Consider the following 20,151-nt stretch of genomic DNA (forward strand, 5'->3'; position numbering starts at 1 on the left):
GGACTGCGTCGTGGGGGTGGGTGTCCGCTGCGGCGGGGGGTGGGGGCGGGCTCGCCCCCGGTGGTCGGTGGCCGGCGGGGTGCAGCGGTCGGCTGCGTGGTGCGGCTGTCTCGGTGCCGCTTTCTCTTGCCGCCGCGACGGCGCGTCGTGAGGTGGCGGGATTCGGCGGTGCCGGACGGATGTGTGGGTTGAGGGTGGCTCGGCACCGCCGGACTGCGTCGTGGGGGTGGGTGTCCGCTGCGGCGGGGGGTGGGGGCGGGCTCGCCCCCGGTGGTCGGTGGCCGGCGGGGTGCAGCGGTCGGCTGCGCGGTGCGGCTGTCTCGGTGCCGCTTTCTCTTGCCGCCGCGACGGCGCGTCGCGAGATGGCGGTGTTCGGCGGTGCCGGACAGACCTATGGCCGATGAGGGCTTGGCACCGCCGGATCGCGTTGAGGGGGCGGATGTCCGCTGCGGCGGGATTGTGGGGGCGGGCTCGCCCCCCTCGTCCACTGCGGGCAGGTGGCCGGCGACAGGCCCGTAGGCCGGTGGCCGTTCCGCGTTGTCAGGGGCTGATGTGGGGTCTGGACTGCCGGCGGCATGCCGTTTAGCGTCGGGGCTGTCTGGATGATCACCGTGGAGGCTGGCATGTCCGTACCCCCGTCGTCCTCGTCGTTCGACCCGCGCGATCCCCTCGGCGTCGACGACCTGCTGGCCCCCGAGGACCTCGCCGTGCGCGAGACGATCCGTCGCTGGGCCGCCGACCGCGTCCTGCCGCACATCGCGGACTGGTACGAGCGCGGCGAACTCCCCGGCATCCGCGAACTCGCCCTCGAACTCGGCGCCATAGGCGCCCTCGGCATGCAGCTCACCGGCTACGGCTGTGCCGGTGCGAGCGCCGTGCAGTACGGGCTGGCGTGCCTGGAGCTGGAGGCCGCCGACTCCGGCATCCGCTCCCTGGTCTCCGTGCAGGGCTCCCTCGCGATGTACGCGATCCACCGCTTCGGCTCCGAGGAGCAGCGGCAGCGCTGGCTGCCCGGCATGGCCGCCGGGGAGCTCATCGGCTGTTTCGGGCTGACCGAGCCCGACCACGGCTCCGACCCCGCCGGCATGCGCACCCACGCCAAGCGCGACGGCACCGACTGGGTGCTGACCGGCCGCAAGATGTGGATCACCAATGGTTCCGTCGCCGACGTCGCCGTCGTATGGGCGCGGACCGACGACGGCATCCGCGGTTTCGTCGTGCCCACCGACCGCCCCGGATTCTCCGCCCCCGAGATCACCCACAAGTGGTCGCTGCGCGCCTCCGTCACCAGCGAGCTCGTCCTGGACGAGGTGCGGCTGCCCGCCGACGCGGTCCTGCCGGAGGTCACCGGGCTGCGCGGGCCGCTCAGCTGCCTGAGCCACGCCCGTTACGGGATCGTCTGGGGTTCGATGGGCGCGGCGCGCACCTGCTTCGAGTCGGCGCTCGACTACGCGCGGACGCGCGAGCAGTTCGGCCGGCCCATCGGCGGCTTCCAGCTCACCCAGGCCAAGCTCGCCGACATGGCGGTGGAGCTGCACAAGGGCATCCTGCTCGCCCACCATCTGGGGCTGCGGATGGACGCCGGGACGCTGCGGCCGGAGCAGGTCAGCTTCGGGAAGCTCAACAACGTACGGGAGGCGATCGACATCTGCCGCACGGCCCGGACGATCCTCGGCGCGAACGGGATCTCCCTCGAATATCCCGTGATGCGGCACGCCACCAACCTGGAATCGGTGCTCACCTACGAGGGCACCGTGGAGATGCACCAACTGGTGCTCGGCAAGGCGCTCACCGGCATCGACGCCTTCCGGTGAGCACCTGGGATGTGACGGTGGGCTAGCTCTGGTTGAAGAAGCCCCCGTTCGTGCGGGCCTGCGGCTCGCCGCTGAGCACCTGGTAGTCGGCCGGGGTGAGCAGGAAGACCCGGTTGGCCACGCGCTCGATCGAGCCGCGCAGCCCGAACGTCAGGCCGGCCGCGAAGTCCACGACCCGCTTGGCGTCGTTGGGCTCCATGCCGGTGAGGTTGACGATCACCGGCACGCCCTCACGGAAGAGCTCGCCGATGCCGCGGGCGTCCCGGAAGCCGTCCGGGGTGACCGTGGCGATGCGGGTGCCCTGTTCCTGCGCGGCCTCGTCCGCCACCCGCACCTTGGGGTTGGTCACCCAGGAGTCGCCGGGCTCGGGCCCCTCGGCGTAGTCGTCGTCGTAATAGCGCTCGTCATCGCTGTCGTCGACGAGGCCGAGCCAGGCACTCGCCTTGCGCACCGATCCCATGGACGCCTCCTCTCACACGCGGTGTGGTCCGACCGCTTCTCTATCGTCGTCCATGATGCGGATGATGTGCCAAGTGGATAGCCGCCAAGCGAGGATTTCGTGACGCATCTGGTGCAAAGCGGTTGGCGATGCGTCAGAAAGCCCGAGAGGCGTGCCATACGCTCCGGACCTGGGCATATGCCATACAGGGGGTGGTCCGCGGGCTGCGGACCGGTGTGGTTGTCCGGTGATTAGGATGCCCGGGTCCATCCACACCACACCCGGGGGAGAGAATTGTTCGGGATCATCAGGCCATGCCGGCACCGGCTGTCCGAGTCGATGCGCACGGAGTGGATGGCCCACCTGTGCGGGCTCTGTCTCGCCCTGCGCGGGGACCACGGACAGTTCGCGCGCGTGGCCACCAACTATGACGGGCTGGTCATCTCGGTGCTCGTCGAGGCGCAGTCGCCGCGTACCGAGGGTGCGAACGCCTGGCGGCGCACGGCCGGCCCCTGCCCGCTGCGCGGCATGCGCACCGCGTCGGTCGCCCAGGGCGAGGGCGCGCGGCTGGCAGCCACCGTCTCGCTCGTCCTGGCGTCGGCGAAGATGCGCGACCATGTCGCCGACGGCGACGGACTGTTGGCGCGCCGTCCGGTCGCCGCGGCCGCCCGCAAGGTCGCCGCGACCTGGGACCGCGCCGGTGCCCGTACCGGCGCCGACCTCGGCTTCGACACCGCCGTCCTGGTCGACGCGGTCGGCCGGCAGGCCGGGGTCGAGGCCCTCGCGGGCGTCGGTACACCGCTGACGGAGATAACCGAGCCGACCGAGTCGGCGACCGCCGCGGCCTTCGGCTACACGGCGGTGCTGGCCGGTCGGCCCGCCAACCGGGCGCCACTGGAGGAGGCGGGACGGCTCTTCGGGCGGCTCGCGCATCTCCTCGACGCCGTCGAGGACCTGGCGGAGGACGCCGAGAGCGGGGCCTGGAACCCGATCGCCGCCACCGGCGCGGACCTCGCGGACGTGCGGCGGCTGTGCGACGACGCGGTGCACGGCGTCCGCCTCGCCCTACGGGACGTCGACTTCGCGAGCAAGGCGCAGGGCAGGCTCGCGCACCTGCTGCTGGCGCACGAACTGGACCGGGCCGTGGACCGGGCGTTCGGCACCACCGGCCACAGCCACCGGCACGACCACGCGCCCGACCGGGCGGGGGGCGCACACGCGCACGGCCAGGCGCCCGAGGACAGGGGTGCGCGTGCCGCGTTCGGTCCGCCTCCGGTCATGCCGCCCGGCGCGCCGCCCGAGCCGCCGAGGCGTGGGCGGCAGCGCGGGCTGATCGCCGGCTGCGCGGTGTGGACCGGGCTCTGCTGCACCGGTCAGGTGTGCTGCAAGGACCCGTACAACGACCCGTGGGACGGGCGGCCGCGTGAGGGCTGGTGCGCCAAGTGCTGCGACAACTGTGATGGCAGCTGTGGTGACTGCTGCAACTGCTGCGACTGTTGCGGGGAATGCGACTGTTGTGACTGCGGGTGCGACTGCGGTTGTTGAGCAGAGTGATGCGAGGGGAGGAGCGGCCGAACCGCCGCTGATGTGAAGGCGCGAGGGCTCGCGGTCGGGTGCGGTCAGCCCTGCCGCGGGCTCGGACACGAGCCCGGGAGACATCCGGGAGAGCCGGGACACGACGCCGACCACACCCGACCGAAGTCGATGTGGTCCCGGGTGACCAGCCGTTGCCCTGAGTGCATGGGCCAAGTGGAACAGGCATCCGTTTCCTCGTCAACAGCGCCGAGACGGAGTGCCCACAGTGTGGACGGGTTGCCGGGCATTGCTTGACAGCAGACCATCACCCGGGCATAGCCTCGGAGTTCGGCCGTGCTGAGGGGCGCGGGCCGTGTGAAGGCGCACCTCCCCGTGTTCGATCCACGCATCCACGGAGCCTTCGCATGCCCGCGCATTCGGCACGTCCCTCTTTTTCGGCCCCCGCCGGCCCCGCCGCCGATCATGGCCGGACCTGCCACCGCCTGACCTGCCACGGTCGACCGCTCGGGCCACGTGCCGCCGCGCGGCCCTGTCGCCGGGGCCCGCGGCACGCCCGGCGGACCGCCGGCCGCCAGCCCCGAGGACGGCCGCGTCCTCGGCCATGACGGCCGCCCACCCCTACGCCGCCCCGCCCTCCGGGCCCGCGAGTCCGGCGCCCTCGCCGGCCAGGCAGCGCAGCCACCGCGCGCGCCGCCCTCCGGACGCCGACCGCCCAGGGCGGTGGCGCGCCGAGGGTGACATCACCCTTCTCAAGGGCCGCCGTGCCCGTACGAACCCGGTGACTTCGCCGACGACTTCGCACGACCGGCGGACCGCGCCGGCCGTCGAGCCGCGTCGCCGCGCACTGTCCGCCCGGACAGCGGGACAGTCAACTCCCACACCCCCAGGGAACGCCATGCCCGTACCCACCCGCCCCCTCCACCTCGCCGTCGCCCTCGACCGGCTCGCAGGCACCGCCGGTGTCGAGGCCTACCTCCGCGCGGCCCGGCTCGCCGAGCGCGGGAGGCTGGACTTCGTCACCCTCGGCGACACCCTCGGTCCGCCACGGCGTGGCGAGGCCCGCCTGGACGCCCTCGCCGTTCTCGCCCGGGTCGCCCCCGCCACCGAACGCATCGGCCTGATCCCTTCCGTCACCACCACCCACACCGAGCCCTTCCCCCTCTCCGCCGCGGTCGCCACCCTCGACTGGGTGAGCCGTGGCCGCGCCGGCTGGACCGTGGACGTCTCGGCCGACGAGGCCACCGCCCGCCACTTCGGCCGCGGCCCCGCCGCACTCGCCGCCGCGCTGTGGCACGAGGCGGGCGAGGTCGCCGACGCCGTCGCCCGGCTCTGGGACAGCTGGGAGGACGACGCCGAGATCCGCTCCACCGCCACCGGGCGCTTCATCGACCGCGACAAGCTCCACCGCGTCGACTTCACGGGCACCGGCTTCTCCGTCCGCGGACCCGCCGTCGTGCCCCGGCCCCCGCAGGGCCACCCGGTGATCGCCGTCGACGCCACCGACCCCCTGCCGCGCGCGTTCGCCGCCGCCCACGCGGACGTCGCGTTCGTACGCACCGGACGCCCGGGCAGGCCGGCCGACCCCTGCGCCGTACGGGCCGCCCGCGACGAGCTGCACCGGCGCGCCCGCGCCCACGGCCGGGACCCCCGCCGTGTCGTCGTCCTCGCCTCGCTGCCCATCGCGCTGTACACGGCCGCCGACGCGGTCGCCCTCGCCGACCTGGCCGGTGCCTGGTACGCGGACGGTGTCGTCGACGGCTTCCACTTCCGGCCCGAGGACCCCGGTCGGGATCTGCCCCTCCTCGTCGACGGGACCGTGTCCGTACTCCAGCACCGCGGCCTGCCGCGCTCCTTCTATCCGGGCGGAACCCTGCGCGAACACCTGTGCCTGCCCCGCCCCGCCAACCGTTACGCGCCCGCCAAGGGGACCGTATGACCCGTGTGCGCCCCCGTCCGCGGATACACCTCGCCGTGCGCTTCCCCGTCGGCGACAGCAGCACCGTCTGGCAGACCCCGCCCGCCGGCCCGGCCACCACCCCTGCCAAAGGCTCCCCATCGCGCCGCCCCTCTCATGTCGGCAGCCAGATCGACTTCGCCTCCTTCGAGCACCTCGCGCGCACCGCCGAGCGCGGCCTGTTCGACTGCTTCCTCCTCGACGAGGCGCTGCGACTGCGCGAGCACAAGGGCCGCGCGGCTGGAGGAGTTCGTCACCGCCGGGGCGGCCGACGGCTTCGTCCTCGTACCGCAGGTCGCCCCCGGCGGGCTCGACGACTTCGTCGACCGCGTCGTGCCCCTGCTGCAGGAGCGTGGCGTGTTCCGGACGGAGTACACGGGCACGACCCTCCGCGAACACCTCGGACTGCCGCGACCCGCGGCCCGAACGGCTGTGAAAGGTTGAACGGTATGAGCACCGAAGCACAACGGCAGTGGAAGGCGTGGCACGAAGAGCGCACCGGGACGGTCTCCACCCCCTACGGACCGCTCTCGCTCACTGGCACCTTCTGGCTCGCCGACCACCCGGAGGGTCGAATTCCGGCCGGACCGGGGCGCTGGACGGACGACGGTGACACCGTGCTGCTGACCGCCGCGCCCGACGACGGGCTGACCGTCGACGGACGGCCGGCCGAGGGCGAGTTCCGCCTCACCGCGGACAGCGGCCCCTCGGCGGCGCGGGTCGCGCACGGCGGCCGCAAGCTGCTCCTGCTGCGCCGCGAGGGGCAGTGGGCGCTGCGCGTCTTCGACCCGGAGTCGGCGGCCCGGAAGGCGTTCGCCGGGATCGACGTCTTCGACCACGACGAGCGCTGGGTGCTGCCGGGGGAGTTCCGCCCGTACGAGGAGCCGCGCACCGTCACCGTGGAGAACGCGGACGGGCGCGAGCGGGGCCTGGGCCTCGCCGGTGAGCTGGTCTTCGCCGTCGACGGCGCGGAGCACGCCCTGCGCGTCGCGCGGGAGGCGGACGGTTCGCTGTGGGCGGTGTTCGCCGATGCCACCGGTGGCCGGTCCGCCTACCGCTTCCGCTTCCTGCGGCCGCCCGCGCCCGGCCCGGACGGCCGGGTGAGCGTGGACTTCAACCGCGCGCTCCTGCCGCCGTGCGCCTTCGCCGAGCACTTCATCTGCCCGTTCCCGCCGCCCGGCAACACCCTGCCGTTCGAGGTGCCGGCGGGGGAGCGGAACGTCCTCACCCGCTGACACGTCGAAGCGTTGACCCGGGGTCGTCACACGCCGACGCCCCGGCGGCGCAGGGCCGTCGGGGCGCTTCGCGCTGCCGGGGTACCGTCCGAAAGATGCTCTTGCGCCATCCGGCCGTCGCCCCGAATACTCCCCACAGCGCTTGTCAGGGGCACGGCGAAAGTGGAACGCGGTGTGCCTCTTGGCTGCGCCTCACGGGCCCGCCCCACCAGCGGTCCCCGACCCCACTCGGGAGGAAGAACGTGAGGATCAAGCGCACCACCCCCCGCAGCACCACCGCTCTCGGCACCACCGCTCTCGGCACCACCGCCCGCAGGGCCAGGATCGTCGCCCTGGCATCCGGTCTCGTGGCCGCCTCCGCGCTCGTCGCCACCAACGCCCACGCCGACGCCGGCGCCACGCACTCCGCCGCCCAGCTGTCCGCCGCGAGCGCGGCCGTGCAGTCCGCGGACGTCGCGGGCACCGCCTGGGTCGTCGACAAGGCCAACGGTGACGTCGTCGTCACCGCCGACTCCACCGTCTCCGACGCCGCGATCGCGAAGATCAGACAGCAGGCCGGTGCCGCCGCCGACGCCATACGGGTCGAACGCACCCCGGGCACCTTCCGCAAGCTCCTGTCCGGCGGCGACGCGATCTACGCGCCCAGCTGGCGCTGCTCGGTCGGGTTCAACGTCCGCAAGGGCAACACCTACTACTTCCTGACCGCGGGCCACTGCACCGAGGGCAAGCCGGCGTACTACGCCAACTCCAGCCACACCACGAGCATCGGCCCCACCACGGGCACCAGCTTCCCGGGCAACGACTACGGGATCGTGCAGTACACCAACACCTCGATCGCCCACCCCAGCGCCGTGAACCTCTACAACGGCGGCTCGCAGCGCATCACCGCCGCCGGCAACGCCACCGTCGGGCAGTCCGTCCAGCGCAGCGGCTCCACCACCAAGGTGCACGGCGGCAAGGTCACCGGCCTCAACGCCACCGTCAACTACGGCAACGGCCAGATCGTCCGCGGCCTGATCAAGACCAATGTCTGCGCCGAGCCCGGCGACAGCGGCGGCGCCCTCTTCGCCGGCTCCACCGCCCTCGGCCTGACCTCCGGCGGCAGCGGCAACTGCACCTCCGGCGGCACGACCTTCTTCCAGCCCGTCGGCCCGGCGCTGAAGGCGTACGGGGTGAGCATCTTCTGACCCGCGCCGCCTGAAACCGGGGCGGTCGATACCGGGCCGCCTCGGCCCTTCGACCCTGACCGCGAGCGAGCACACCCCTTCCCCAAGCCTTGCGGCCAGCAGCACAGGAGCCCCCGGCCCGGACCCCCGGGCCGGGGGCTCGACCCCTGTTGCGGACGGGCATACCGTGGAAGAGGAAACCTGACGCGCAGGGCAGGGGGCCGTGCCATGGTCGAGGAACTGGTAGTGGCGGCGGCGAGTGCCGCGTCCGCGGGCGTGGTGTACGTGATGGCGGGCGCCCGCGTGGTCAAGCAGTACGAGCGCGGCGTCGTCCTGCGCCTCGGCCGGCTGCGGGAGCAGATCCGCCCGCCCGGCTTCACCATGGTCATCCCGGGCGTCGACCGGCTGCGCAAGGTCAATATGCAGATCGTCACCATGCCCGTACCCGCCCAGGAGGGCATCACCCGCGACAACGTGACCGTGCGCGTGGACGCGGTCGTCTACTTCAAGGTCGTCGATCCGGCGGAGGCCGTCATCCAGGTCGAGGACTACCGCTTCGCGGTCTCCCAGATGGCCCAGACCTCCCTGCGTTCGATCATCGGCAAGAGCGACCTGGACGACCTGCTCTCCAACCGCGAGAAGCTCAACCAGGGCCTGGAGCTGATGCTCGACAGCCCGGCCATCGGCTGGGGCGTGCACATCGACCGGGTCGAGATCAAGGACGTGTCGCTGCCGGAGACGATGAAGCGCTCCATGTCCCGGCAGGCCGAGGCCGAGCGCGAGCGCCGCGCCCGCGTGATCAACGCCGACGCGGAGCTGCTGGCTTCGAAGAAGCTCGCCGAGGCCGCCGCGACGATGGCCGAACAGCCCTCCGCCCTCCAGCTCCGGCTGCTCCAGACCATCGTGGCGGTCGCCGCCGAGAAGAACTCCACGCTGGTGCTGCCGTTCCCGGTGGAGCTGCTGAGGTTCCTGGAGCGAGCGGCGCAGCAGCCGTCGGCCGCGGACGCCGGTCCGTCCGCCCCGCCCGCTCCGCCGTCCCCGCCTTCTTCGTTCTCCCCGCCTTCACCGCCGGTGTGACACGCGTGACGAGGGCGCGCGCGCAAGCGTGCGCGCAACGCCAATTCCGCCTTGTACGCGCCCTCTTACGGTCGGGATACTCGACGGGCAACTTGGCATGGACGCGGCTTTCGTAAAGTCGGGAGCGCCGCGCCCGATGCCGACTGTCCTCCGGGTTCAAGGCACCTCCACTGCCGGGCCCGCCCCCCACTGGAGGTGTCCAGTTGAAGCCCAGCCGGATCCGTGCGCGGGCCGCTTCGGCCGCCCTTTCGGTCGCCGCCTTCGCGGCCGTGACCCTCGGTCCGCAGAACGCCGACGCATCGACGAGCGAGTCCCCACTCGGGCAGGGCGCGACTTCGACGGTGACATCGACCGCGGCATCGGCGGTGCGGCTCGCCACGACACTCGCCGCGAGATTGGGGGGTGTGGGCGCCGGCTCGTACTACGACAGCGCGGTGGGGAAACTCGTCGTCAACGTCACCGACCCGGCGGCCGCGGGCACGGTCCGCGAGGCGGGCGCCGAGGCCCGGGTCGTGCGCTTCTCGCAGGTGGAACTGGACTCCACCCAGGCCACGTTGGACTCCAGTGAGGCGATCCCCGGCACCACCTGGGGGGTGGACCCCAGAGCCAACCGCGTCGTCGTCACCGCCGACCCCACGGTCACGGGCGCGAAGCTGGCTCGGCTGAAGGAGATCGCCGAAAGCCATGGGGAGAAGGTGGTGATGAAGAGAAGCGCCACGAAGCTCACGCGGTTCATCCAGGGCGGCGACGCGAGCTACGGTCTCGACTTCTCCGCGAAGTGCTCGCTGGGTTTCAACGTCAAGCGGGCCGGCAAGCCGGACGCCTTCCTCACGGCCGGGCACTGCGGAAACCCGGTCAAGAGCTGGGCCGAGGCCCAGGGCGGGCCGGAGTTCGCGCACACCGCCGCGTCCAGCTTCCCCGGCGACGACTACGCCATCGCCGATTACACCGCCGCGGTCACCCACCCGAGCTCCGTGAACCTCTACGACGGCACCTCGCTGCCCATCACCGGGGCCCGTGACGCGGTCGTGGGCGACAAGGTCGGGCGCGGTGGCGGCACCACCCACGTGCACTTCGGCACCGTCCAGGCCCTCAACCAGACGGTGACCTACAAGGAGGGCCGGGTCACCGGCCTGGTCAGGACCAACGCCTGTGCCGAGCCCGGTGACAGCGGCGGTCCCTTCTTCACCTACGACCCGGGCGACCCACCCGCCGGCTCCACCGCCCTGGGACTCCTCTCGGGCGGCGACGGCGACTGCCTCCTCGGCGGGACCACCTTCTTCCAGCCTGTGACGGAGGCCCTCACCGCGTACGGCGCGACCATCGGCTGACGGCATCCCACCAGCGGGCGGCCCCCGGACACACCTCCACGGTGTCCGGGGGCCGCCTCATGCGCGAGGGCCGTCAGAGCGTCCGGCCGTCAGAGCGTCCGGCCGTCAGAACTCGAAGACCAGGCCCTTGCCTGCCTTGAACGCACACGGGTTGGCGAAGGTGTGTTCATAGCTGACCCGACGGCCTTCCCACACGCCTTCGGCGGTGACGACGATCGGGTTCCATTCCTTGGTGCAGATGGTGTCGGCCTTGACCGCGGTGACCTTGTCGAAGTCGCCACCGGCCGAGCGCAGCGCCGTGCAGGCATCCGCGGCTGCGGGGTGGGTTCCGGTGGCCTTGGGCATACAGGTCAGCGTGACCGCGCGCTGTACGCCGGAGTCGTCCCTGCTCGCGCCCTGACCGACGGTCAGGACCAGTGCGGACGGTGCGTACAGACTCTGTGTCTGCGCGGCGGGCGCGGGGGCGGGTGCGGCGTTCGCAGCCGTTGTCCCGGCCGCCACCAGGCCGCCCAGTGCCAGCGTGGCGCCCAGTGCGATGCCCCCAGTGATGTACCGCATTCCGAACACTCCCTTGTTCGTCGCTTCAGATAACGGACCGGAGTCTTGCCCAAGTTGGGCATGAACGCACACCGAACCGACACTTTCGGTCGCTGGTTGAAAACCCTGAGTAATGGCCTGAACTGGCGCGGGGCACATCGTCCCCTGGCGGCCCGAACGTCACTTAGGCTCGCGCGCATGTCTGGATTGGCAGGAAAGATGGGGAATTAATGTTACGGGGATGTTGACCAGCGAAGATTCCTTGTAATCGTCGCTGGATTCCGTGGGTGATCTTCGAAATCGCTGTTTGGGGTGACCCTGACCATCAGATCCCATGAGGTGCACCCCAGGGTGGGCGGCCCCCACCTCCCGGCCGAAAAGAGGCCCGCCAGATCACCCACCGGCGGCCCGAACGATTCAGGAGTGCGGCAGCAAATGGCCGAAGTGCACTCAGGAGGCCCCCCGGGACCGTCGTCACGTGGCCCGTACGCCCCAGGCGTTTACGCCTTCGGCTGTGAGAGCTACTCGCGGCCACCCTGGAGGGCCCCCGCGCCGCCACCCGTGGAGGGGACGGGCGGCGGCGCGGGCCGCCGGGGCCGCAATAGGTCGACGGGTGCCCCGGCGATGTCCTCGGTCAGGCTCAGCCGCCGCCCGTCCAGGGGGAGTTCCCGGCTCTCCCCGGGCGGGCTCATCCAGAGGGTGAGCGCTTCGGTGTAGGCCGAGGCCGCCGACACCGCCTCGGCCGGGAAGCGCCTCGGCGCCATGTCCCGGTGCAGGGCGGAGAGCGCGAGCCGGAACGCTTCCCGCCGGGCGGCGAGGAGTTCGGGGGGGAGCTCCCGCTCCCGGGGGCAGGAGAGGACGGCCGCCTCGTCGATCGCCCGGAACGACGGCAGCGCGCGGACCTCGGGCGGCACCTCGTACCCCCCGGTGTACTCGATGAGGTCGAACAGCGGCCGGGCCGCGCTCGCCGCCGGCCAGGACCCGGCGAACTCGCCGAAGTGATCGAGGAAGCGCTCCCGCCACCGCGGCGACATCACCGGGGCGACCATCCGCCAGGCGTCGGCCAGTCCCCTTTCGAGCGCCGTACGGGCGGGGGGCGTGCGGCCGGTGTCCGGGGGGAGGAAGTCGAGCAGGGTGTCGGCGAACGCGGGGGACTGGCCGCATTCCTCCGACCGGTCGTGAAAGATGAAGAACCATACGAGCCAGGCCGAGCCCCGCTTGAGCCGCCCGCACTCCGCGTCGGGCATCACCCGCGCCGCGAACTCCACACAGCCTGCTCTGCGGAAGCGCCGCTGGGCGGAGAAGGACTGTATGAGACCGGTCCGGCGCACCCAGCGGTCGACGAACACAGCGGCCTCCGCGGCATGCGGGTTCATCCGGCGACCGGTGACCGGCGGGCGGCGACTGGGCATGGGATTCCTCACCGGGTAGCGCTCTCGCGAATCCTCAAGGGTCTACCCGGCGCCGCGTCCGGACCACGGCTCATCAGCGCACATGTCAGCGCGCGATGCCCCACCGCGCGCCGGGTGCGACCGGCGCGCGACCACTCCGTGCGCGCCGCTTCACAAGGACGGTGGCACATGCGTTCTTCTGCGGAACGCGGCGCACACCATCGTCACCGCCGTGCCGGCCACCGCCCAGGCGGACAGCACCAGCAGCGGACCGGTCAGCGCGTTGCCCCCGAAGTAGGCGATGGAGCGGGCGGACCAGGTGCCCGCCCCCGGCGGGAGGGCCGGGCCGATGGCCCGCCAGAACGGCGGCAGCAGTGGATAGGGGTAGGCGCCGCCCGCGCTCGGGTTGCCCAGCACCACGACGATCGCGATCGCGATGCCGATGCCGACGATCCCGGCCAGCCCCTGGAGGGCCAGCGTCGTCGCCCCGACCGCGAAGACCACCAGCGCGCCCAGCCCCCACAGGGCCGGCACGCTGCCCGGCAGCGCGTCGAGGACCGGACCCGTGATGACGGCGCCGAGCAGGCCCGAGCCGATGGCGTAGAGCGCGAGCGCGGCGAGCCGGAAGCCCGCCCGCCGGGGGTTGGCGGGGCGGGCGCCCGCGCTGATCGCGAGGATCGCGGCGCACAGATAGCCGCCCACGCACCAGCCCACCACCAGATAGAACGAGGTCAGGCCGCGGGCGTCGCCGGCCGCGGCCGGCGCGGTGTCGACGACCCGCACCGAGCGCTTCTCGGCGGCCTCGGCGCGGGTGACGACCGCCTCGGCGGCCTGGGCGAGCGAGGCGCCCGCGCCGCCGGAGACGAGCAGGGTGTCGGTGGTGCCGCGCGGGTCGACGATCAGCGCCGCCTCCAGCTCGCGGTCGCGCAGCTGCCGGCGGGCCTCCCGCTCGTCGCGGACCGAGCGCGGGTCCAGCGGGCCGCCCGGCAGTCCGCCCAGCTTGCTCACCAGCTGCTCGCTGATCTGCCGCGGGGCGACGACACCGGTCGCGATGTCCGCCGGCTCCGGGCTGTGGAAGGCGCCGACGTAGGAGGTGATGAACGCGAGCTGGAGCACCAGCGCCCCGAGCACCATCAGCGCGGCGCGGGCCGTCACCGCCTCCCGTACTTCCTGGAGGAACGTCGGGTGCGCGCTGTCACCGGGGGTGCGGTCCATGCCCCGAGCCTGCGGGGTCCGGCGGGGTGCCGCAGGTGGTGCGGGCCGTTCGAGCGATCCCCGCCGCTGTTCGTACGAATGTTCGAGAAGTGGTTTATGGTGGAGAAGGAGGGGCGGAAATCGGCCATGGGGGTGCGCGACAGCGAAGACCAGCGAGAACGGGCAGGAGGCGCGCGATGACGGGATTCACGCACCTGCGCACCACCTCGGGGTTCTCGATGCGCTACGGAGCCTCGCACCCGGAGCGGCTGGCCGGGCGCGCCGCCGAGCGCGGCATGGACGCCGTCGCCCTCACCGACCGCGACAGCCTCGCCGGAGCGGTCCGCTTCGCCCGGGCGAGCGCCCGGGCCGGGGTGCGGCCGCTGTTCGGCGTGGACCTGGCCGTACGCGAGAGCCTCCCCGAGCCGGGCCCGACCGTCCGGCGGCGCACCCCCGTGCGCGGTGGTGCCTTCATCGACGAGTCCGCGCCCCGGGTGACCTTCCTCGCCCGCGACGGCGCGCCCGGCTGGGCCGCGCTGTGCGGACTGGTCTCCGCCGCCCACGCGGACCCGGGCACCGGCGGCGGGCAGCCCGCCCGCCCCGAGCTGGCCCGGGAGGACCTGGCGGCCGCCGCGGCCGGGATCCGCGCCCCGCTGACCGTGCTCCTCGGCCCCGATTCCGAACCCGGCCGCGCGCTCGCCGCCGGCCGCCCCGACCGGGCCGCACGACTGCTCGTACCCTGGCGTGAAATGTTCGGTGACGCCCTGCGCCTGGAGGTCGTCTGCCACGGCCGCGCCGGCACCGGCCCCGGCTCGCTGCGGCACGCCGCCCGCACCCTCGGCCTCGCCGCCGAACAGGGCGTACGAGCCGTCCTCAGCAACGCCGTGCGCTACGCCGACCCCGGCCAGGGACCCGTCGCCGACGTGCTCGACGCGGCCCGGCGGCTGGTGCCCATCGACCCCCGGCGGCAGGAGAACCTCGACAGCGGCGAGCGCTGGCTCAAGGGCCCCGCCGACATGGCCGCCCTCGCCGACCGGGTCGCCGAGGCCGCCGGCTTCCGGCGCGGAACCGCGCACCGGCTGCTGGCCATGACCGAGGAGACCGCCGCCGAGTGCCTCGTCGACCCCGAGGACCACCTGGGCCTGGGGTCCGTCCACTTCCCCGAGCCGCACCTGGTCGGGGCCGACCGCCGCACCGCCGCCCGCGTCCTGCGCTCCCGCTGCGCCGGCGCCATGGTGCTGCGCGGATACGACCGCGACCGCCGCTACTGGGACCGGTTGGAGGAGGAGCTGCGCACCATCGGGACGCGCGGCTTCGCCTCGTACTTCCTCACCGTCGCCCAGGTCGTCGACGACACCCGCGCGCTCGGCATCCGCGTCACCGCCCGCGGCTCCGGCGCGGGCTCCCTGGTCAACCACCTGCTCGGCATCGCCCACGCCGACCCCCTCGAACACGGCCTGCTGATGGAGCGCTTCCTGTCGGTGCGCCGGACCGCGCTGCCCGACATCGACATCGACGTGGAGTCCGCGCGCCGCCTGGACGTCTACCGCGCGATCTTCGACCGCTTCGGCGCGGACCGGGTCGCGACCGTCGCCATGCCCGAGACCTACCGGGTGCGGCACGCGATCCGGGACGTGGGCGCGGCCCTCGGCATGGACCCGGCCGAGGTGGACCGGCTCGCCAAGGCGTTCCCGCACATCCGCGCCCGCGACGCCCGGGCCGCCCTGCGGGAACTGCCCGAACTGCGCGGTGTGGCCGCCGAGGAGCACGGCCGGCTCTGGGAGCTGACCGAGGCCCTCGACGGGCTGCCCCGCGGCATCGCCATGCACCCGTGCGGGGTGCTGCTCTCCGACGCGTCGCTGCGGGCCCGTACGCCCGTGGTGCCCACCAGCGGCGAGGGCTTCCCGATGGCCCAGTTCGACAAGGACGACGTGGAGGACCTCGGGCTGCTCAAGCTCGACGTGCTGGGCGTGCGGATGCAGTCCGCGATGGCGCACGCGGTCGCGGAGATCGAACGGGCCACCGGCGACCGGCTGGACCTCGACGACCCCGCGCGGGTGAGGCCGGGCGACCCGCGCACATACGAACTGATCCGCTCCGCCGAGACGCTCGGCTGCTTCCAGATCGAGTCGCCCGGCCAGCGGGACCTGATCGGCCGGCTCCAGCCCGCGACCTTCCACGACCTGGTGGTCGACATCTCGCTGTTCCGGCCGGGCCCGGTCGCGGCCGACATGGTGCGGCCCTTCATCGAGGCCCGGCACGGCCGGGCCCCCGCCCGCTACCCCCACCCCGACCTCGAAGAGGCGCTGCGCGAGACCTACGGCGTGGTCGTCTTCCACGAGCAGATCATCGAGATCCTGCGGATCATGACCGGCTGCGACCGGCACTTCGCCGACGAGACGCGCCGCGCCCTGTCGAACCCGGAGCTGCTGGGCCGGGTGCGCGCCTGGTTCGCGGCGCGGGCGGCGGAGCGCGGCTACGCCCCCGACGTCGTCCGCCGCACCTGGGAGATCGTGGACGCCTTCGGCAGTTACGGCTTCTGCAAGGCGCACGCCGTCGCGTTCGCGGTGCCGACCTACCAGTCCGCCTGGCTGAAGGCCCATCACCCGGCCGCCTTCTACGCGGGGCTGCTCACGCACGACCCGGGGATGTACCCCAAGCGGCTGCTCCTGGCGGACGCGCGGCGGCGCGGGGTGCCGATCCTGCCGCTGGACGTGAACCGGTCGGCGGCGGCCTATCGGATCGAACTGGTGTCCGGTAATTCCGGAAGGGAGCGCTTCGGCATCCGTCTCGCGCTCTCCGAGGTGCACGGCATCACCGAGGCCGAGACCCGGCGGATCGTGGCCGGCCGGCTGGAGGGTCCGTACACCTCGCTCCAGGACCTGTGGCGACGCGCCCACCCGGGCCGCCCCGTCGCCGAACGGCTCGCGCGGGTCGGGGCGCTGGACGCCTTCGGCCCCAACCGCCGCGACCTGCTGCTGCACATCGCCGAACTCCACCGGCAGCACCGGAAGTCCACCTCCCAGCTGCCGCTGATCGACAGCGCGCGGGCCGAGCCGGTGGGCCTGCCCGACCTCGACGACGGCGAACGCCTCGGCGCCGAGCTGAGCGTCCTCGGCATGGACACCTCCCGCCACCTGATGTCCGACCACCGGGCGTTCCTGGCGGAGCTGGGCGCGCTCCCGGCGAAGCGGCTGCGCGACGCGCGGCACGGCGAGACCGTCCTGGTCGCGGGCGCCAAGGTCGCCACCCAGACCCCGCCGGTCCGCTCCGGCAGGCGCGTCATCTTCACCACCCTCGACGACGGCACGGGCCTGGTCGACTGCGCGTTCTTCGACGACAGCCACGAGGCGTGCGCGCACACGGTCTTCCACTCCTGGCTGCTGCTCGTGCGGGGCGTCGTCCAGCGGCGCGGACCGCGCAGCCTGAGCGTGGTGGGCGCGGTGGCGTGGGACCTGGCACGGCTGACGGCGCTCCGGGCGGAGGGCGGCCTGGAGGCGGTGGCGACGGTCCTGGCGGAGCCGGCGCCCGCACCGGCCCCCACGGGGCCGGACCGCCGCATCCAACTGCCCACCGGCTACGCCATGCACCCGTGGGCGGACCTCCAGCCCGCGGGCGAAGGCACCGCTACGGGGCGCAAGTTGTGGCATGCGAGCCAGGGGAGTGCGGGATGAGTACGGTGCTGCGCGTGGTTCCCTCGGACGCCGGAATTCCGGCCCGTCCGGTGATCGAGGACCGGGGTCCGGGGCAGAGCCCCGGGATCCTGTACGTCCACTTCCACCCCGCCGGAGGCGCCGCCGCGATCCTCCACGAGGAGACCTACGACGGCCTCCTCGGACTGCTCGCCGAGATGACACCGATCGTCCAGGCGCTGCCCCCCGACGCCGCGCTCATGGACGTCCGCGGCGCCGTGCGCTACTTCGGCCACGATCCGGCCGAGCTCGCCGAGCTGCTGCGCGTCCGCACGCTCGCGCGGTACGGCGTGGACTGCACGGTCGGGATCGCCGGCAACCCGATGCTCGCGCGGATGGCCGCGCAGGACGGGCTGCCCGGAGCGGTCCGTGCGCTCCCCGGGGGACCGGACGCCGTGGCCGCGTTCCTGGCCCGCAAGCCGGCCGCCGCGCTGTACGGCGTGGGGCCCGCGACCGCCCGCACCCTGTGCGCGTACGGGCTCGACAGCGTCGGCCGGATCGCCGACGCGCCGCTCGGCGCGTTGCAGCGCATCCTCGGCGCGGCCGCCGGGCGGCGGATCCACGAGCGGGCGCGCGGCATCGACCCGACGCCCGTCACCCCGGGCGCGCGGGCCCGCTCCATGGGCGCCGAACACCGCTTCACCGGCGACGAACTGGACCCCGACCACCGGCGCCGCGCGCTGCTCGCGCTCGCCGACGGGCTGGGGGCCCGGCTGCGGGGGAGCGACCAGGTCGCCCGCGGGCTGACCCTCACCGTGCGCTACGCGGACGGCTCGTCGACCACCCGCGCGAAGACCTTCGCCGAACCGACCGCGCACACACCGGAGCTGACCGCCACCGCGTACGCGCTGCACGACGCGCTCGGCCTGCAACGGGCCCGGGTGCGGGCCGTGGCGCTGCGCGCGGAGGGCCTCGGGGACGGCGAGCACGCCGCGCACCAGCTGACGTTCGACCCCGCCGACGAGAAGGCGCGCCGCGTCGAGGCGGCCGTCGACCGCGCGCGGGCACGCTTCGGCGTGGCGGCGGTGGGGCCGGCCGCCACCTGGAACGTGGCCTGATTCACTCCGTCCGACGTCTGTCAATTTGCTTGACGACAACAACAAACGACCTTCAACCTACTCGCAAGTAAGTTTACGCCTCTGTAATGCGCCGGAAACATGATTTTCCGGTGCTGCCTCGGCGTGACTACCCCCCACCTGCGAGGAGTTCAGATGAAGCTGCGTCGGAGATCCCTCCGCGACCTGCTGACCGCCCTGGCGCTGACCGTGGCGGCCGCCGCGGCCCCGACGACCGCGACGGCCGCCCCGGCCCACGCCGCGGCCACCACGAGTGGCTGGAACGACCACTCCTGCAAGCCGACGGCCGCGCACCCGCGCCCCGTCGTCCTCGTCCACGGCACGATGGAGAACTCCACCAACAACTGGTTCGCCCTCGCGCCCTACCTGGTCCGGCGCGGTTACTGCGTCTTCTCCTTCGACTACGGCCAGTTGAAGGGCGTGCCCACCTTCTACGGCCTCGGGTCGGTCACCAAGAGCGCCGAGCAGCTCTCCGCCTACGTCGAGAAGGTGCTCGGCGAGACCGGCGCCGCCAAGGTCGACCTGGTCGGCCACTCGCAGGGCGGCATGATGCCCCGCTACTACCTGAAGTTCCTCGGCGGCGCCCCCAAGGTGGGCACGCTCGTGGGCATCGCGCCCAACAACCACGGCACCACCCTGTCCGGCCTCACCAAGCTCCTCGACGTGGTCCCCGGCGCCCGCGGTGTCCTCAAGGACATGACTCCCGGCCTGAACGACCAGGTCGTCGGCTCCGACTTCATGCGCCGCCTGAACGAGGGCGGCGACACCGTCCCAGGCGTCAACTACACCGTGATCGCGACCCGCTACGACGAGGTCGTCACGCCCTACACCTCGGGGTTCCTGACGGGCCCGAACGTCAACAACATCCTGATCCAGGACCGTTGCGCGGTCGACATCTCCATGCACCTCACCCTCGGCACGATCGACCGCGTCGCCTTCCACGAGACGGCGAACGCGCTGGACCCGGCACACGCGACGCCGTCGGGGTGCTCCTCGATGATCAGCTGACCGGCGTGGCGGGGGACGGCGTGCCATCGCGGTCGGCCCGGTCGATCCAGGAGAGCGAGGCGACGCCCCCCTCTCCCTCCGGCGCTCCGCCGACGACCCGGGCCGCCCACGCGCGGGCCGTCTCGACCAGCTCCGGCCAGGGTGCCTCCCAGTCGAGCTCCCCGTCCGGGGCCGGCCCGCGCAGCCAGGATGCGCCGCCGCTCGCCGTCCGCCAGAACTGCACGGACAGCACGGCCTGGCCGTGACCGGCCAGGTCGTCCACCACCGCGGCCAGCCGGTCCGGCGGCCAGGCGTCGCCGAGGCCCGGGGCACCGGCGCGCAGGGACGCCGTGAGCGACGGCATCACCGGTGTACGGGCCCCGAGCTGCGTCAAGGCGCCCCGGATGCCGTCCGGCTCGGTGGTGTCCGGCGGCGTCCGGCGCTCCTGGCACGCCCGGTAGGCGCGCCACAGCGGCTCTACGGCCTCGACGGCGCCGAAGATCCCCCAGAGCGATGGCCGACCACTCCCGGACGGTGTCGTGCTCACTGCCCAGAAGCTCCACGAGGGCGGGCACGCACCGTTCGTCCTCCAGCGCCTCGAAGACCTCGATCGCGGTCAACTGCCCGAACCGCCCGGGCCGCGTCAGCCCGCCCACGATCGCCGAAAGCACGGCCGGGCCCAAGTAGATGAGCGCGGCACGGGCGTCCATGGAGTCGCCGGC

General features: G+C 73.2%; 15 protein-coding genes and 1 pseudogene. 11 read left to right on the plus strand and 5 right to left on the minus strand.

The features are described 5' to 3' along the window. The first annotated feature begins 623 nt into the window (after window positions 1-623). Window positions 624-1,814 carry an acyl-CoA dehydrogenase family protein gene (locus ACZ303_RS15595; protein ID WP_467339157.1) on the plus strand — a complete coding sequence of 397 codons (1,191 nt, stop codon included), beginning with the start codon at window positions 624-626 and terminating at the stop codon, window positions 1,812-1,814. 22 nt (window positions 1,815-1,836) lie between these two features. Here the strand turns inward: ACZ303_RS15595 and ACZ303_RS15600 are convergent, their stop codons facing one another. After that, window positions 1,837-2,274 (minus strand): cell division protein SepF, encoded by a 438-nt coding sequence (locus ACZ303_RS15600; RefSeq protein WP_467339159.1) that lies wholly within the window; start codon window positions 2,272-2,274, stop codon window positions 1,837-1,839. 273 nt (window positions 2,275-2,547) lie between these two features. Between ACZ303_RS15600 and ACZ303_RS15605 the strand changes: the two genes are divergently transcribed. From ACZ303_RS15605 to ACZ303_RS15635, 7 genes and pseudogenes are all read left to right on the plus strand, one after another. Beyond that, window positions 2,548-3,798, plus strand: coding sequence for a DUF5685 family protein (locus tag ACZ303_RS15605; protein ID WP_467339161.1), 1,251 nt, complete (start codon window positions 2,548-2,550; stop codon window positions 3,796-3,798). Between the two features lie 886 nt (window positions 3,799-4,684). Continuing rightward, on the plus strand, window positions 4,685-5,725 hold the full coding sequence (locus ACZ303_RS15610; protein ID WP_467339163.1) for an LLM class flavin-dependent oxidoreductase: 1,041 nt from the start codon (window positions 4,685-4,687) through the stop codon (window positions 5,723-5,725). A gap of 243 nt (window positions 5,726-5,968) precedes the next feature. After that, window positions 5,969-6,187, plus strand: a pseudogene (locus tag ACZ303_RS15615) (F420-dependent methylene-tetrahydromethanopterin reductase); the annotation flags it as partial. Between the two features lie 5 nt (window positions 6,188-6,192). Beyond that, window positions 6,193-6,978: a DUF1684 domain-containing protein gene (locus ACZ303_RS15620; RefSeq protein ID WP_467339165.1), complete on the plus strand. Its 786-nt coding sequence runs from the start codon at window positions 6,193-6,195 to the stop codon at window positions 6,976-6,978. A gap of 242 nt (window positions 6,979-7,220) precedes the next feature. Then, entirely contained in the window at window positions 7,221-8,165 is a 945-nt protein-coding gene (locus ACZ303_RS15625) for a S1 family peptidase (protein WP_467339167.1), read from the plus strand. Between the two features lie 207 nt (window positions 8,166-8,372). Further along, window positions 8,373-9,221 (plus strand): slipin family protein, encoded by an 849-nt coding sequence (locus tag ACZ303_RS15630; protein WP_467339169.1) that lies wholly within the window; start codon window positions 8,373-8,375, stop codon window positions 9,219-9,221. 203 nt (window positions 9,222-9,424) lie between these two features. Further along, complete coding sequence (locus tag ACZ303_RS15635) at window positions 9,425-10,552, plus strand: S1 family peptidase (protein WP_467339171.1); 1,128 nt, start codon at window positions 9,425-9,427, stop codon at window positions 10,550-10,552. Between the two features lie 105 nt (window positions 10,553-10,657). Here ACZ303_RS15635 and ACZ303_RS15640 read toward each other — a convergent pair whose 3' ends face one another. From ACZ303_RS15640 to ACZ303_RS15650, 3 genes are all read right to left on the minus strand, one after another. Beyond that, window positions 10,658-11,110 carry a subtilase-type protease inhibitor gene (locus ACZ303_RS15640; protein ID WP_467339173.1) on the minus strand — a complete coding sequence of 151 codons (453 nt, stop codon included), beginning with the start codon at window positions 11,108-11,110 and terminating at the stop codon, window positions 10,658-10,660. Window positions 11,111-11,610: 500 nt separating this feature from the next. Next, complete coding sequence (locus ACZ303_RS15645; RefSeq protein ID WP_467339175.1) at window positions 11,611-12,501, minus strand: terpene synthase family protein; 891 nt, start codon at window positions 12,499-12,501, stop codon at window positions 11,611-11,613. Window positions 12,502-12,651: 150 nt separating this feature from the next. Then, a complete protein-coding gene (locus ACZ303_RS15650; RefSeq protein WP_467339177.1) occupies window positions 12,652-13,695 on the minus strand; it encodes a YhgE/Pip domain-containing protein in 1,044 nt (347 codons plus the stop codon). A 176-nt stretch (window positions 13,696-13,871) separates the two neighbouring features. Between ACZ303_RS15650 and ACZ303_RS15655 the strand changes: the two genes are divergently transcribed. The 3 genes from ACZ303_RS15655 (at window position 13,872) to ACZ303_RS15665 (ending at window position 19,450) form a co-directional block, all read left to right on the plus strand. After that, complete coding sequence (locus tag ACZ303_RS15655) at window positions 13,872-17,348, plus strand: DNA polymerase III subunit alpha (RefSeq protein ID WP_467339179.1); 3,477 nt, start codon at window positions 13,872-13,874, stop codon at window positions 17,346-17,348. Next, the gene (locus ACZ303_RS15660; RefSeq protein WP_467339181.1) at window positions 17,345-18,424 is read left to right on the plus strand and encodes a DNA polymerase Y family protein; all 1,080 of its coding nucleotides are present in this window, start codon (window positions 17,345-17,347) and stop codon (window positions 18,422-18,424) included. The genes ACZ303_RS15655 and ACZ303_RS15660 overlap by 4 nt, the downstream gene beginning before the upstream one ends. Window positions 18,425-18,577: 153 nt before the next feature. Further along, on the plus strand, window positions 18,578-19,450 hold the full coding sequence (locus ACZ303_RS15665) for an esterase/lipase family protein (RefSeq protein WP_467339183.1): 873 nt from the start codon (window positions 18,578-18,580) through the stop codon (window positions 19,448-19,450). Here ACZ303_RS15665 and ACZ303_RS15670 read toward each other — a convergent pair. After that, window positions 19,443-19,976: a hypothetical protein gene (locus tag ACZ303_RS15670; RefSeq protein WP_467339185.1), complete on the minus strand. Its 534-nt coding sequence runs from the start codon at window positions 19,974-19,976 to the stop codon at window positions 19,443-19,445. The genes ACZ303_RS15665 and ACZ303_RS15670 overlap by 8 nt on opposite strands. Window positions 19,977-20,151 lie beyond the last annotated feature (175 nt).

It is taken from the genome of Streptomyces sp. NPDC023527, assembly GCF_055560115.1.